The sequence below is a fragment of the Allobaileyella intestinalis genome (assembly GCF_009695865.1).
In the GTDB taxonomy this organism is placed as follows: domain Bacteria; phylum Bacillota; class Clostridia; order Peptostreptococcales; family Anaerovoracaceae; genus Allobaileyella; species Allobaileyella intestinalis.
Genome location: NZ_VUNB01000002.1, coordinates 276932 through 292599, shown reverse-complemented (window position 1 = coordinate 292599; position 15668 = coordinate 276932). Strand labels below are relative to the sequence as shown.

General features: G+C 46.8%; 13 protein-coding genes. All 13 read right to left on the bottom strand.

What is annotated here, in order from left to right:
* Positions 1 to 4 precede the first annotated feature (4 nt).
* Positions 5 to 454, bottom strand: a complete 450-nt coding sequence (locus FYJ66_RS03240) for a Mini-ribonuclease 3 (protein ID WP_154572071.1) — start codon at positions 452 to 454, stop codon at positions 5 to 7.
* Between the two features lie 37 nt (positions 455 to 491).
* On the bottom strand, positions 492 to 1892 hold the full coding sequence (gene cysS, locus FYJ66_RS03235) for a cysteine--tRNA ligase (RefSeq protein WP_154572070.1): 1401 nt from the start codon (positions 1890 to 1892) through the stop codon (positions 492 to 494).
* Between the two features lie 88 nt (positions 1893 to 1980).
* On the bottom strand, positions 1981 to 2559 hold the full coding sequence (locus FYJ66_RS03230) for a chromate transporter (protein ID WP_154572069.1): 579 nt from the start codon (positions 2557 to 2559) through the stop codon (positions 1981 to 1983).
* A gap of 11 nt (positions 2560 to 2570) precedes the next feature.
* Positions 2571 to 3164 (bottom strand): chromate transporter, encoded by a 594-nt coding sequence (locus tag FYJ66_RS03225; RefSeq protein ID WP_154572068.1) that lies wholly within the window; start codon positions 3162 to 3164, stop codon positions 2571 to 2573.
* Positions 3165 to 3358: 194 nt separating this feature from the next.
* Positions 3359 to 5143 (bottom strand): proline--tRNA ligase, encoded by a 1785-nt coding sequence (locus FYJ66_RS03220; protein ID WP_154572067.1) that lies wholly within the window; start codon positions 5141 to 5143, stop codon positions 3359 to 3361.
* A gap of 1 nt (position 5144) precedes the next feature.
* Positions 5145 to 6359, bottom strand: coding sequence for a 2-C-methyl-D-erythritol 2,4-cyclodiphosphate synthase (gene ispF, locus FYJ66_RS03215; RefSeq protein ID WP_154572066.1), 1215 nt, complete (start codon positions 6357 to 6359; stop codon positions 5145 to 5147).
* A gap of 75 nt (positions 6360 to 6434) precedes the next feature.
* Positions 6435 to 7544, bottom strand: a complete 1110-nt coding sequence (locus FYJ66_RS03210) for a PIN/TRAM domain-containing protein (protein ID WP_154572065.1) — start codon at positions 7542 to 7544, stop codon at positions 6435 to 6437.
* Positions 7545 to 7613: 69 nt separating this feature from the next.
* Positions 7614 to 8087 carry a CarD family transcriptional regulator gene (locus FYJ66_RS03205; RefSeq protein WP_154572064.1) on the bottom strand — a complete coding sequence of 158 codons (474 nt, stop codon included), beginning with the start codon at positions 8085 to 8087 and terminating at the stop codon, positions 7614 to 7616.
* A gap of 266 nt (positions 8088 to 8353) precedes the next feature.
* A complete protein-coding gene (locus tag FYJ66_RS03200; RefSeq protein WP_154572063.1) occupies positions 8354 to 9760 on the bottom strand; it encodes a HAMP domain-containing sensor histidine kinase in 1407 nt (468 codons plus the stop codon).
* A gap of 31 nt (positions 9761 to 9791) precedes the next feature.
* Positions 9792 to 10484 carry a response regulator transcription factor gene (locus tag FYJ66_RS03195; RefSeq protein WP_154572062.1) on the bottom strand — a complete coding sequence of 231 codons (693 nt, stop codon included), beginning with the start codon at positions 10482 to 10484 and terminating at the stop codon, positions 9792 to 9794.
* Between the two features lie 127 nt (positions 10485 to 10611).
* Positions 10612 to 11976 carry a DNA repair protein RadA gene (gene radA, locus FYJ66_RS03190; protein WP_154572061.1) on the bottom strand — a complete coding sequence of 455 codons (1365 nt, stop codon included), beginning with the start codon at positions 11974 to 11976 and terminating at the stop codon, positions 10612 to 10614.
* A 119-nt stretch (positions 11977 to 12095) separates the two neighbouring features.
* Positions 12096 to 14039, bottom strand: a complete 1944-nt coding sequence (locus tag FYJ66_RS03185) for an elongation factor G (protein ID WP_154572060.1) — start codon at positions 14037 to 14039, stop codon at positions 12096 to 12098.
* A gap of 116 nt (positions 14040 to 14155) precedes the next feature.
* Positions 14156 to 15550 carry an asparagine--tRNA ligase gene (gene asnS, locus FYJ66_RS03180; RefSeq protein WP_154572059.1) on the bottom strand — a complete coding sequence of 465 codons (1395 nt, stop codon included), beginning with the start codon at positions 15548 to 15550 and terminating at the stop codon, positions 14156 to 14158.
* Between the last annotated feature and the right edge of the window lie 118 nt (positions 15551 to 15668).

Here is a 15668-nt window from a genome sequence, read left to right as displayed (position 1 = left end):
CTACTTATTCCTTCTCTCTATCTGCAGTTGCTGTATCAATGCCGGCGGCTTTTTTCTGTGCTGAGCTGCTGCGGCCGTTGATAATATGAACAGACTGGCTTATCACCTGATTCAGCCGCTCTTCATCACCCTTCAGGTCCAGATAACCGATGAGGGCCTCAAAGCCGGTGGCCATCTTGTATTTTCTTGGATCTACATGCCTGGGATGAGAGGTGGTCTTATGATTTCTCGCTCTCTTAACAAGCCTCACCTCTTCTTCTGTGAGGAAACCCTTGCACAGCTCTGCAGCCGCCCTTGACTGGCCTTCAGCCGACACGTATTTGACGGCAGCCCGGTGGAGCCTGTCAGCCTGGTTCAGTCCGTTCTCCACCAGCATCCTCCTGACAGCCTTCTCATACACTGCATCTCCCAGGAAAGCAAGGGTTGCCGTCTGTACATTATCAATGTTTATCATCTATGATCTGTCTTTCTATCTTTATTCCTGCAGCTGATCAATCCTTGATGAGCTGTGCACCCTGAGGTGTATCTTTGATGGTATATCCCATTTCCTTAAGCTTATCTCTGATCTCATCAGCCTTTGCCCAGTTCTTTTCTTTTCTTGCAGCCTGGCGCTCATCCACAAGTGCCTGAATCTCAGGATCTGCTGAATCCTCATCTTCTGTGTGCTGCATTACGCCCAGAACGTCCGTAAGCTCCTTGATGTGCGCAATTCCTTCTTTTGCAAAAATCTTTGAAGCTCCGTTGCGAACGTATACGTTAATATCAGAGACCATTTCGAAGATGGCGGAGATTGCGTCAGCAGTGTTAAGATCGTCGTCCATTGCTTCAATGAACATATCTCTGTACTTGTCCAGGCCCTTCAGCTCTGCCTTGTCAGCATCTGAAAAATCATCTGTGCCGTTTTTCTCCAGGTGTTCGAGGGTCTCAACACATGTGACTATTCTGTTCAGTCCCTGCTTCGCCTGCTCCATCAGTACGTCGCTGAAGTTAATAGGGCTTCTGTAATGGCCTGAAAGAAGGAAAAATCTGATTACGTCACCGCTGTAAAGCTTTCTTATATCTCTGACAGTAAAGAAATTGTTCAATGATTTGGACATTTTCACGCCATCGATGGTGATGTAGCCATTGTGCATCCAGTATTTTGCAAAAGGAACTCCGTTGCATGCCTCGGACTGGGCAATTTCGTTCTCATGGTGAGGGAACTTCAGATCCTGTCCGCCTCCGTGAATATCGATTGTAGGTCCCAGATGCTTTCTGGCCATGGTGGAACACTCAATGTGCCAGCCTGGTCTTCCCATTCCCCACGGGGACTTCCATGCAATCTCGTCCGGTTCCTTCTGAGCCTTCCAGAGAGCAAAGTCCAGCGGATCGTGTTTAACCTCTCCTATGGCGATTCTTGCTCCAGACTCCAGATCATCTATGTTCTGGCCTGAAAGCTTTCCGTATCCCTCAAATTTCCTTGGAGAATAGTAAACGTCACCATCGGCTTCGTAAGCGTATCCCTTGTCAATAAGAGTCTGAACGAAGTCGATAATATCATCGATATGCTCTGAAACCTTTGGATGAACGTCTGCAGGAAGTACATTGAGAGCCTTTGCGTCTTCAAAATACTCTTTAATGTATTTCTCAGAAACTTCCGGTGCTGTTATGCCCTCTTCTCTTGCTCTGTTGATGATCTTGTCATCCACGTCAGTGAAGTTCTGCACGTACTTGACTTCATATCCTCTCCAGATGAAATATCTTCTCAGTGTATCAAAAACCACGAAAGGTCTTGCATTTCCTATATGGAAAAAATTGTATACGGTAGGTCCGCATACATACATTTTTACCTTGCCTTCTTCCAGTGGAATAAACTCCTCTTTCCGGCCGGTAAGTGAATTATATACTTTCATTGACTGCCTCCTTGTTTTGGCACAATAAACTTTTTCACAGAATCTCATAGTGAATTATATAGTTTAATTTGTTTATCTACAATAGGCATTATGCTCCCAGTATTGCACCAACAACTGCCATTATCAGCAAAATCTTTATAGGATCTTTTTTCACAGGGCCAATAAGGATAACTGTAACTACTGCAAGAACCAGGGATATGAGATCCCAGGCCGGCGGCATCATGGCCAGTAAATGGTGGAAATTAGCCCCCAGATGAGCGTCACTTATAATTACAGGCTTGCTGACTGTCAGAAAAGCTGCTCCTATCAGTCCTGCAGCAGCCGGCCTGATTCCGGAAAGTGCTCCCTTGACAATCCTGCTGTCCTTGAACTTTTCCATGGCCCTGCTGACCATTGAAATTATAACGAAAGATGGAAGAGCCACACCGGCAGTTGCAACAGCCGCTCCTGAAATACCTCCGCTTACAAAACCAATATAGGTAGCTGTGTTGATGGCAACCGGCCCTGGTGTGACCTGAGCAATGGCTACAATCTCAGCAAACAGTGAAGGGGTTATTGCAGCAAACTGCTGGATGCTGTCGTATATCAGCTGAATGATTGCCAGTCCCCCTCCAAATCCCAGAAGACCTATTTTCACGAAAGCAAGGAAAAGTTTTATATATAGCATGTTACAATCTCCTACTCTTTATCTTTCTTTGTGCTTTCTTTCTCATCTGCGTTGATAGCTTCCGGATCCAGGGCAGGTTTTCCCGGGAAAAGGAATTCTTTGGCCACCCCGATCAGCAGGAATAAAATAATTACATACACCACATTGATATCAAACACAGCAATCAGGAGGAAGGCTGAAATTGCACATAGAGCAGAGAAAACATCGCTGACGGCTGTTCTTCCCACCTGCCATACGGCAATGAGCACCAGGCCGGCCGCAGCTGCTTTAAGACCTCCAAGGGCGCCCTGGATGTAAATATTTTCCCTGAACATAGTAAGAGATTTGGCGATCAGCAAAATCACAATGAAAGATGGAAGAATAACTCCAAAGGTTGCCACCATAGCTCCTGCAAGTTTCTTCTTCTTGTATCCCACAAATGTGGCCATGTTAACAGCAAGGACTCCCGGAAGTCCCTGACAGATGGCTATGATGTCCATCATCTCGTCATCAGTAAACCACTTGAGTTCCTGCACCATTCTCTTCTGCAGGACAGGTATCATGGCAATGCCCCCTCCCACAGTAAATATTCCCAGCTTAAAAAATATTGTGAACAGTTCCCACATTTTCTTCTCCTGATTTATACGAATTTATACGAATCTTTTCTACATACAGAATGCAGCCCCGCACGGCGGAGCTGCATTCGATTTTCTGCCTTCTTATTTAAGATGTCCATAAAATTAATGGATATCTTAATGGTTCTTTTTTTATGCAATGGGGGAACAGCCCGGCTTAAGCAAGGTATTTCCAATTCTTCCCACTACTTGAGGCGTCCGTTGTGATACTTGAACTCAGGCATTCTGATGTGGTCAGTTCCAAAACGCTCAGCCTCTACCAGTTCCTTGGCTGCCTTTACTGCCTCCTGGGCTGTCATCAGAGTAACCTGGGATTCTCTCCTCAGTTTATACTCTACCTGTCCTTCTCCTGCCTTCTTGCCTACAGTAATTCTGATCGGGCATCCTATAAGGTCTGCATCCTTGAACTTAACTCCAGGTCTGCCGTCTCTGTCATCAACCACAACTTCTACATTTCTCTGCTCAAGCTCTGACTCGATCTGCGCTCCCAGTTCCATCTGAGTTTCATTAGAAGGATCGATAACTGTGATCCATACGTGATATGGAGCTACTGAAACAGGCCAGATAATTCCGTCATCATCATGGTGCTGTTCAATAATTGCGGACATAGTTCTGGTAACGCCGATTCCGTAGCATCCCATTTCGTATTCGTGATCCTGGCCGTCCTCATCCTTGTAAGTTGTGTTCATGGAGTGAGAATATTTCTTGCCCAGCTTGAATATCTGTCCTACTTCAATACCTCTGGTGTGCTTTACAGGTGCGCCGCAGTGTGGGCATGGGTCTCCTGCCTGGAGAACCTTGACATCTGTTACGATGTCACCCTTGTAGTCTCTGCCGTAGCATACGCCCATGAGATGGTGATTTTCCTTATTGGCTCCGGCACACATGTTAACTGTACCTACCAGCTCGCTGTCTACAACGATCTTGCAGTTCTGCAGTCCCACAGGGCCTGTAAATCCTCCTACGATGCCTGTAGCTGGTCCCATCTCCTCCTCGTTTGCGAACTCAATGTTGTGTTCAGGAATTCCCAGGGCATTTACCAGCTTGATCATGTTCAGCTCTCTGTCTCCTCTGATAAATACGCAAACATATTCATCTGGATTCAAATCTCTGTCATAGGTTACGAACATAAGAGCCTTGATGGATCTCTTTTCATCGATTCCCAGGTAGTTGCACACATCTGCAATAGTCTTTGTTCCAGGTGTGTATACCTCTCTCAGCTCTTCCATTTCCTCTACAACAGGAGCATCATCTCTGCACTCTGCTCTCTCTGTAGTAGCTGCCATGCCGCACTTCTCACAGTATGCGATCTCACTTTCTCCTACATCTGACAGTGCTGAGAACTCGTGGGAATTGCTTCCGCCGATTGGACCGTTATCTGCCTCGATTATTCTGTAATCCAGTGCGCAGCGGTCGAAAACGTTCTCATATGCGTTGTAGTAAAGGTTGTAGCTGTAGTCCAGCATCTCCTTGTCAGCATCGAAGGAATATGCATCCTTCATGATGAATTCTCTGCCTCTCATCAGTCCGAATCTAGGACGAGCCTCGTCTCTGTACTTGAACTGAATGTGATAGAGCTGGAGAGGAAGTTCTCTGTAAGAAGATACTTCATTCTTCACAAAGTCGGTGAACACCTCTTCGCAGGTTGGTGCCAGGCAGAATTCCCTTCCGTTTCTGTCTTTAATTCTCCACAGCTCAGGACCGTATGCATACCATCTGCCCGATTCCTTCCAGAGCTCTGCAGGATTAACGTGAGGCATGTGGAACTCCTCGCCTCCGATTCTGTCCATCTCTTCTCTGATGATCTGCTCGATCTTCCTTACCGTTCTCCATCCCATTGGCAGATAAGCGTAGATGCCTGATGCCAGCTTCTTTATCATGTTAGCTCTAACCATCAGCTGATGGCTGACAATTTCTGCTTCCTTTGGCGCCTCCCTTAGTGTCTTGAGGTGCTTGTCAGATAGTCTCATTTCAGAATCTCCCTTCTATTGTGACAGCTGCCATAGCCGCCATTCCTTCTCCGGTGCCGGTGAAACCCAGCCCTTCTGTTGTGGTAGCTTTAATATTCACACGATCCTCATCAATCCGGAGAACCTCTGCAATTCGTTTTCTCATTTCGCCTTTATACGGCGACAATTTCGGCTTCTGAGCAATGATAGTCACATCTGCATTGACTACCTGCCAGTCCCCGATTATCTTCATTGTTTCCTCCAAAAGACGGAGGCTGTCCGCGCCGAGATACCGGTCATCAGTATCGGGAAAATGCTCCCCGATGTCTCCTTTGCCTGCTGCCCCCAGAAGTGCATCCATTAAAGCATGGGTGGCCACATCTGCGTCTGAATGACCTAGCAGCCCGACGCTGCTGGGCACAGGAGTACCGCAGAGAATAAGAGGACGGCCCTCTGCAAACCTATGTACATCGAAGCCTGTTCCTGTTCTGACAGTCATAGGCATGTCCTTTCTCGTAGTTATCTTAATATTGCTCAGCTCTCCATTAACCAGGGCCACAGGAATCCCCGCATATTGAGCCACCGATGCATCGTCAGTTCCAAGATAACCTGCCTCTGCAGCGACGGCATAAGCCCCCAGGATTTCTTTCAGCCTGAAGCTCTGTGGAGTTTGAACATTGTATACGAAGCGCCTTTCCAGCACTTTAGAGTCCATTATAAGCCATCCATCATTCTGGCGCAACTGCCTTGGAGACTCTGAAAGCCGCATAGAATCAACGGCGGGGACTACCGTGCACACCGCATTGGATACATTCAGTCCCCTGATATTTCTGTCAATAATCTCTTCAGTTACTTCCGGCCTGGCTCCGTCATGAATAAGAACATAGACATCCTCTTCCCCTATGCCCTTCTCTTTCGTCTGTTTTTTCACATATTCCAGGCCCTTCATGACCGAATCTCTCCGTTCACTGCCGCCCCGGACGATGGCCACGGGTTTTCCCGTTTCACTATGGAGCCGCTCTGCTATTTCCTGGAAAAAAAATTTTTCTCCCTGTGAAGGTATTACGATCACCGCTCCTGTAATTCTTTCATCCTCAAGAAATGGCAGTGCCGCTTTTTCAAGTACAGCTCTTCCTTTGTACTGTAACAGCTGTTTTGGAATTGAAGCTCCCATGCGGGTACCGCTTCCTCCTGCAGGGAGTACAGCCCAGTACTCTTTCAATCTTGTTTCGGTCATTTTTCGCGCCTCATAAAAAGCCCGGTGGCCGCCTTATATTCGCAGCACTCCGGGCAACTGTGTACCTATCAGTCATCAGCTTGCAGTCTGCCTCATACTGACTCTTCCAAATATCATTTTTCCTGCAGAGGTCTGGATTACACTGGTCACTGTAATCTTCACCTTGGAACCTATCTGTTTCCTGCCGTCTTCCACGACCACCATAGTTCCGTCATCAAGGTAGGCAATTCCCTGTGCCGGTTCTTTACCTTGCTTTACAATTTCAACCTCAAGAGATTCTCCCGGAATAACTGCCTGCTTAATGGCGTTGGCAAGGTCATTGATATTCATAACCTTGATTCCATTTATTCCTGCCACCTTGTTCAGATTGTAATCTGTGGTCAGCAGCCTGCCTCCCAGGTTCTGTGTCAGCTTAATGAGCTTCACATCTACTTCAGGAATTTCATCAAGGACTGTTATCTTGGATGTATTATAAATTTCCACTCCAAAATCCTTCTGTATTCTGTCAAGGACGTCCAGTCCTCTTCTTCCCTTGGCCCTCTTCAGGCTGTCAGATGAATCGGCAATGTGCCTGAGTTCTACAAGCACAAAATCCGGAACAGCAACTGGCCCTTCCAGAAATCCTGTATCCATGATGTCAGCAATTCTTCCATCTATGATTACGCTGGTATCCACTATCTTCGGAACGGAATCTGCCTTTCTTGACATCCTGGAGGAGACAATTCCTTCAAGGACGGAGCCAGGCGATTTGTCCTTGGACAGTCCGATTCCAACTGCAAAGCCCAGAAATCCGCAGAGAATATACAAAACCATAGTAACTATTGCGTACCAGCCGCTGGACAGCACAGATCTGTAGGTCATTGAAATAAGTAATGCAAGGATAAGTCCGGTAATAATTCCTACAGTTCCTGCCAGAACGCTTCTGCTGGATACTCCTTCAAGGTCTCTGCCGATGTTCAGAGTTACTTTGGCTCCCTTCTTGCTGACTACAGGAGCAAGAAAGTAAAAAGTAAATGCAAAAACAAAAACACTGAGGATAAACATGCTGTAATCCCCATTGTCTCTTAGAACCTTCTGTCCCGCTTCATAGTCAGGATCAATTACTATTTTCATAATGTAATAAAAGACCCCGCCGAATATTCCGCCTAATACAAGCATAAGAGCTGAATATATTTTCTTAAGCAATCTACTCACCTCCTTTCCGTATACAATTCTATCTATATCTGTCTGGATGCACTCATGCCGTCATTCAGATCAGATATGATCCAGCACCATTGTTTCTGCTTCATCCAGGGTTATTCCCCCTGCCAGAACCAGTTCACTTTCAAGAATCTGCTTGGCATTATTAAGGAGCTTGTTCTCCCCTGTGCTCAGTTTCTTGTTCCTGTCGCTTCGAACCAGGTCTCTAACAACTCCTGCCACCACGTAAATGTCTCCGGTCTTCAGCTTCTCCGTGTTCTCTCTGAAGCGCCTGTTCCAGTTAGATGGCATGGGCTGTGTCTCTTCACCAAGAGTCTTCATTACCTGCATTATCTCATCCTTGGATATAACAGGCCTGACGCCCACCTTCCCCGAGCTGGAGACAGGAATCATAACGTTCATCTTACTGAAGGGAAGGCTGAGAATGTAGTAGCTCTCAGTCTCTTCTCCAGACTCGCTGTGCTGGATATCTGTAATTGTCCCTGCGCCCTGCATCGGATAAGCAATATTATCCCCTATCTGGTACATCTCATACCTCCATTCTATACTTTAGATGAAAGTATTATACCAAAAAGTTATTACAAAAAGCAAATTTACAAAAATGTGTATTCTACTACAATCTCCACAATCATGTCAATGATATGGTTCCCGGTTTTTTCCATATTCAGGGGAGTTTCCATTGTCAGGTTCTGAAAGCCGCTTATTACCGAAAAAAGACTTCCATGGACAAGCCATGAAAGTCCTCCAGTTTCCGTGTAATATTCTGTCCGGCTTCTTTCCTGATTCTCCTCCGGTTATTTTCTCACCGTATCCATTTCAAACCAGAAATCCGAGCCGCTTCCCTCTCTCGACTCAACACCGTAATTTGCATTATGGAGAGTGAGAATTCCCTTGACGATGGAAAGGCCAAGACCGGATCCTTCTATCTTCCTGTCGTGATTGGCACTGGTTCTGTAATATCTGTCCCAAACATGACCGATCTCATCTGACGGAATGCCCACACCGTGGTCTATTACATCGAACCTCACCTTCCTGCCTGTCCGCTTCAGCTCAATGGCCACAAACTTATTTTCCCCGCCATACTTCACGGCATTGGAAATATAGTTGGACATTACCTGCTTCAATTTTTCTTCATCTCCGTAAACCCAGGCAGACTTGCAAATACTTACGTTTATCTCATAGCCCTGTTCTGAAAGGACTCTGTATGTATCCGCAACCTCACTGGCTGCCTCGGCAATATTGAACTTGACCTTGTTCAGCTCAAGGGCGTTGGACTGAAGCTTGGATACAGATAACATGTCTGTAACAAGCTTGTTCAGCCTGTCAGCTTCCTGAATTATTACGTGGAGATGCTGCTTCCTCTTAACAGGATCATCCCCTGAGATATCATCGATAAGCTCTGCATATGATTTTATCATGGTGAGAGGTGTCTTAAGGTCATGGGAAACGTTGGCTATCAGGTCCTTCTGATAAGAATCTGTCTTCTGCATTTCATAAGATGCAGTGTTCAGAGTTCTTGCCAGTTCCTTCGTCTCTGTAAAACCGCTGCCATTGAACTTTACGTTGTAGTTTCCCTGTGAAAGTTCAATAGCCGAGTCTGTTATCCTCTCAATAGGCGCAGACAGCCTTATGGACATGAAATATGCAAGAATGGCGGCTATCATCATGGCAATGAAAGTAATATACACCAGCTGCTGTCTGAGGATAGATATGGTTGACTTAACAGGGTATAATGGCGCAATCACATAAAGCATGTTTCCGCTGTCCCTGCCTCCAAGATAACTGATGTGTATTAATTTGGACAAACCGTCGTTATTGTTGTCCTTTACTATCACGGCCGCAGAATCGAAGGAACTCTGCTTCAGCTGTTCTCTGGCAGCCCCCAGCTCCGGGCCGTATGGCATCAGTGATCCGTCCTGTTTAGCTCCATTATCGTAAATGGTTACTGAATCTGCAGTTTCCACCCTGATAGTTGAGCCGCTGCTTATGGAATAGTGAATTGCAGTTGAATCGAACTTATCTGATTGTTTCTCATAAAGCTGTTCCAGGACATGAGATGTCTGATTGGTCTCCCTTATCTTCATCCTCTGATAGTAGTTGTCCATGAAGAAGGTCTGGAGGGTCCAGATCAGTATCAGGAGAATCGTTGCAAACATGAGAAAATAGAGCAGTGTAGCTGTCTTTATACTGCTCATATCCATCCGCGGTCTCTTACGATTGTAGCAATTTCCGTTATTTGTCTTTGTCCTTGTCTTCGTACTCAAACTTGTATCCTACTCCTCTGAGGGTAACGATGAAATTCCTGTATGGGCCCAGGTTGTTTCTCAGGTTCTTGATGTGAGTATCGATGGTCCTGTCGTCTCCGAAGAAATCATATCCCCAGATATCCGAAAGCAGTTTATCTCTGGAAAGAGCGATGTTCCTGTTCTGAATCAGGTAGAACAGAAGATCGTATTCCTTCGGAGTCAGGTCTACCCTCTTTCCGTCTACAGTAATAGTTCTGGCCGCAAAGTTAACTTCCAGACCGTCAAACTTCATGATATTGGAAGTAGTCTGCTCTCCTCCGCTCCTTCTTGTAAGAACAGCATTTACCCTGGCCATCAGTTCCTTAGGGCTGAAAGGCTTAACCACATAATCGTCGATGCCCAGTTCAAAACCGAAGAGCTTGTCGTACTCCTCTCCTCTGGCGCTGAGCATGATCACAGGAATATCCTTGATCTTCTTGATCTCCTTAATAGAGCTGAACCCATCCAGTTTAGGCATCATGACATCCATGATTATCAAATCATAGTCGTTGAGCTTACAGAGGCCGATGGCGCTCATTCCATCCTCCGCCTCAGTTACATCATAGCCGCTGAACTCAGCATACTCTCTGATGACCTCTCTGATTTTTGCTTCATCATCAACTACAAGAAGTTTCTTCATTTCTGCATTTCTCCTTGTCAAACTTTGTCCTCAAAAGTTACGGCGCCTTATGCGCCAACTGTTTACGCAATTATAACACAGCATCATTTGTTCTAAAACGAAAGTTGTTTTACAGATTCATGGGGCTTCAGTGAAAAAATCTGATGGCATCCCGAAGGCCAGCGGCTTTCAGCACACGTATGGATATCTGTTTCTGTATTGAAGTTCTTTCCGGCACAATCACGGCGTCGAATCCAAGCCGCTCTGCTTCCGGCAAAATCTTGTCCACATTCCGCACGGACCTGAGATTACCTGTAAGGCCTACCTCTCCCAGGGCCATAAGCCTGGAGGAAGGAGCGATTCCCTTGAAGGAGCTGTATATGGCCAGAGCTACTGCCAGATCTGCAGAAGGGCTGTCCGGCTTGATGCCTCCCACTACGTTTACATATACATCGTAGTTCAGAAGGGAAATTCCAGCCTTTTTCTCCAGAACTGCCAGGATCATGTTAAGCCTGTTGTTGTCCACTCCTACGGAAGTTCTCCTGGCGAATCCCACGTTAGCCGGAGATACCAGCGCCTGAATTTCGAAAAATACGGGCCTTGATCCTTCGTAGACTCCTGAAACAACTGAGCCTTCTTCTCCCACATCCATGTTCTCTATGAGGCTTCCAGACAGATCTGTCACCTGTTCCATTCCAAGAGCACCCATGCGGAAAGCACCGATTTCTTCTGTAGTTCCAAACCTGTTTTTGAATGCCCGGAGGAGCCTCAGCTCTCCGTTCCGCTCTCCTGTGAAGCTGAGCACAACGTCCACCATGTGCTCTATGGTCTTTGGGCCGGCAATGTCTCCTGATTTGTTTATATGGGCCACAATGAATACGGGCACCCCTTCTGCCTTGCCGTACTGCATCAACAGGTTTGAACAGGCCCTGATCTGGGTGATGCTGCCCGCAATATTGTCCAGATCCTGGGTGTACATAGTCTGAATTGAGTCTATAACCAAAAACTTAGGTTTAAGTTCACGGCAGGCCCTGAGAACTCTTTCCATGTTGGTTTCAGAAAAAATATACAGCTCATCAGAAATTCCGGGGCATACCCGGTCGGCCCGGAGTCTGATCTGCTCTTCAGATTCCTCTCCGGACACGTAAAGAACCCTTCCATAGGTCTTTGCCACGCTGTCAGAGGCCTGTATGATCAGGGTGGACTTGCCTATTCCCGGCTCTCCTGAAATCAAAATCAGGGATCCGGGTATAGCGCCGCCACCTAACACTCTGTTCAGCTCCCCGATTCCTGTGTCTATTCTTGAATAAGTTCTGGTTCCAACCTTTCCCAGCTGCACTGGCCCCGGAGAATCAGAGAGTTTCCTCCTCCTGTCATCAGGTCTGCTTTCTGCAGGCGGCGTGTATTCCTGCAGGGTTCCCCAGGATCTGCAGTTAGGGCACTGTCCTGCCCAGGCAGGGCTCTCGAAACCGCACTCCGAACAGAGAAATATTTTTTTAATTTTTTTTGCCATTTATCTATCCCCCGGCTCTCTCATATCAACAGAAGCCCCGGCCAGGGCCGGAGCTTCTGTTTCTTTTGTGTTTAGTGCCGGTTCCCCTTTCCACGGGCTCCCGGACCAGGTATCTGCAATTACTTTTCCTCTTCTGCTGCGTGCTCTGCGATTACCTTCTCTGCCAGATTTCCAGGCAGCTCCTCGTACTTGCAGAACTCCATCTCGAAGGATCCTCTTGCCTGGGTCATAGCTCTCAGCTTAATAGCATAATCAAAGAGTTCTGACTGTGGTGCCTCTGCCATGAGGACGGTCTTGCCGTCTTCAGAAGGCTCCATTCCAAGAATGCGGCCTCTTCTCTTGTTCATGTCTCCCATAACGTCTCCGGTATACTTCTCCGGTACGGTGATGGTCAGCTTCATTACAGGCTCCAGCAGACAAGGCTTTGCTGCCTTGATACCCTTCTTGAAAGCTATGGAAGCTGCAATCTTAAAGGATACTTCGTTGGAGTCCACCTCATGGTAGGATCCATCGTAAAGTACTGCCTTAACACCGACTACCTTGCAGCCAGCCAGAGGTCCTTTGTCCATACATTCTCTCAGGCCCTTTTCAACAGCCGGAACATAGTTCTTAGGAACGGATCCTCCGAACAGCTCCTCGGAGAACTCGAATTCTTCCTTCGACGGGGAGAATCTGATGTGTACATCTCCATACTGGCCTGCGCCGCCAGACTGTTTCTTGTGCTTGCCCTGTACATCGGAGTTGCCCTTGATGGTCTCTCTGTATGCGATCTTCTGAGGAACTGTCTTTACCTCTACTCCGTAACGCTCTTTAAGCTTGGCGAGGATGATATTCAGATGCATATCTCCCTGGCCACCCAGAAGAGACTGATGTGTCTCGCTGTTTCTCTCCAGAACGAATGAAGGATCTTCTTCATGAAGCTTGTGGAGGCCCTGTGCCATCTTCTCTTCATCGTTCTTGTCCTTAGGCTCGATAGCAATGTAGTATACAGGCTTAGGGAAGTGGATCGGCTCCATTGTAACAGGTCTTGCCTTAAGGCAGAGGGTATCTCCTGTTCTTGTATTCTGAAGTTTTGCCAGAGCTACAATATCTCCTGCAGGCACTTCAGTTGCCGGCTCCTGAGTCTTTCCTCTTACGAAGAACATCGAACCAAGTTTCTCGTTCTTCTGTGTCCTCGGGTTGTACATCTCAACACCAGATTTGACTGTTCCTGTAATTGCCTTGGCATATGAGATCTTTCCCAGGAACGGGTCTGCAATAGTCTTGAATACATAGAGCAGTGGATCCTGGTTTACATCTGTTGCAATCTCAATGTCCTCACCTGCATTGTTAACTGCAGGGTATGGATCATGGTCCTCAGGATCAGGAACGTACTTGCTGATACATCTCAGAATCTCGTCAATGCCGTCTCCACCCTTGAGAGCAGAGCACTTGATAATAGGAACGATGTCACCTGTAGCGATTCCGTTCTTCAGACCGTTTGTGAACTCTTCTTCTGTAAAAGGCTCATCGTTGAAGAACTTCTCCATCAGCTCTTCGGAGGCACCTGCTACAGCTTCGTTAAGTGCATCCTGGTCATCGTCTGTAACTACAGAGTTGCCGAACACCTGACGAATCTGTTCTACTACCTTGTCGGCGTCAGCATCGCTCTTGTCCATCTTGTTCAGAACCATGAACTTAGGAGTGTGATACTTTCTGCACATCTCCCATGCCTTCTCTGTACCAACCTGAACTCCTTCAGAAGCGTCGACCACGATAATGGCAGCTCCTGCAGTGCTCAGCGCAGAGATAACCTCTCCCTGGAAGTCGAAGTATCCGGGAGTGTCAAGGAAATTGTACTTATATCCCTTGTATTCAACGGGTACCAGTGTTGTGTTGATGGAAAACTTCTTCTCGATCTCCATCTTGTCATAGTCGGATACAGTGTTTCCGTCCTCAACTCTTCCGAGTCTGCTGGTAACGCCTGTTGCCAGCAGTGCAGCTTCGATCAGTGTAGTCTTGCCGCACCCGCCGTGTCCGAGCAGAACAACGTTTCTTACCTTATCGCTGGAATATCCCTTCATCTTCGATCCTCCAATCATTTTTTGATTATTTTTGCAGTGTCCGTAGAGTGACTGCGTTTAAATTATATCAAACGGCCCAAGTCCCTTCAATTGCGGGAAACCGTCAAATATCATTCCTAAAACTCGCAGTTCTTAGGAGTTCTCGGGAAAGGAATCACATCTCTGATGTTGCTCATTCCCGTGAGATACATGATCATTCTCTCAAATCCCAGTCCGTATCCCGCGTGCTTTACACCGCCGTATTTACGGAGATCCAGATACCAGTCATAGCTGCTGCCGCCCATTCCCAGTTCTTCCATTCTTCTGGTCAGCACATCCATTCTCTCTTCTCTCTGGCTTCCTCCGATAATCTCTCCTACGCCTGGCACCAGCATATCACATGCTGCCACAGTCTTACCGTCGTCGTTAAGCCTCATGTAGAATGCTTTTATATCCTTCGGATAGTCAATTACGAAAATAGGCTTCTTGAATACCTCTTCAGTCAGATATCTCTCGTGCTCTGTCTGAAGGTCGATGCCCCACTCAACAGGATACTCGAATTTCTTGTCAGCCTTTTTCAGGATTTCTACTGCCTCTGTGTAAGTAACTCTGTCAAAGTCAGAATTTACGATGTGATGGAGTCTGTCCAGCAGTCCCTTATCAATGAACTTGTTGAAGAATTCCATCTCTTCTGGTGCGTTCTCCAGAGTGTAATTGATGATGTACTTCACCATGTCCTCTGCCACGTCCATGTCATCTGACAGATCGGCAAAGGCAATCTCAGGTTCGATCATCCAGAACTCTGATGCATGGCGGGCAGTATTGGAATTCTCGGCCCTGAAGGTAGGTCCGAAGGTATACACTTTTCTGAATGCCAGTGCAAAAGCCTCTGCTTCCAGCTGTCCCGAAACGGTCAGGTTTGTTTCCTTGCCGAAGAAGTCCTGGCTGTAGTCGATCTCACCGTCCTCTGTCAGAGGAGGATTCTTCTGGTCCAGAGTTGTAACCTGAAACATCTCCCCAGCACCCTCTGCGTCACTTCCTGTAATCAGCGGTGCGTGAACGTATACAAATCCTCTTTCCTGGAAGAACTTGTGAATTGCATAGGCAACTATGCTTCTTACTCTGAATACTGCAGAGAAAGTGTTGCTCCTTGGTCTCAGATGGCCTATCTCTCTCATGAACTCCATTGAGTGGCGTTTGTTCTGAAGAGGATAGTCAGGAGCTGAAGCTGCCTCTATGACAATCTCTGTGGCCTTGATCTCAAAAGGCTGCTTTGCCTCTGGTGTCAGACGGAAGAACCCCTTTACCATAAGTCCTGAAGCAAGGTGAGCCTTGGCAATTTCCTCATAATTCTCGAGATCCTCAGCTTCGTATACTACCTGCACAGGTTTGAAAAAACTGCCATCATTAAGTTCAATGAATCCGAACTTCTTTGAGTTACGGTTGTTTCTGATCCAGCCTCTTACAACAATCTCCTGGTCGCTGTACTTCTCACTGTTTCTGAACAACTCTCTGATCTCGATATCTTTCATATGTTATACCTTCCTGTAATCATTTTCGTTAATGTCTCAACAAGACAAAGTATATCATAGGGTTTTAGCCTTTTCCATAATAAAAGCCCCGGGAACTTCTTTGTCCTGAGGCTTATGG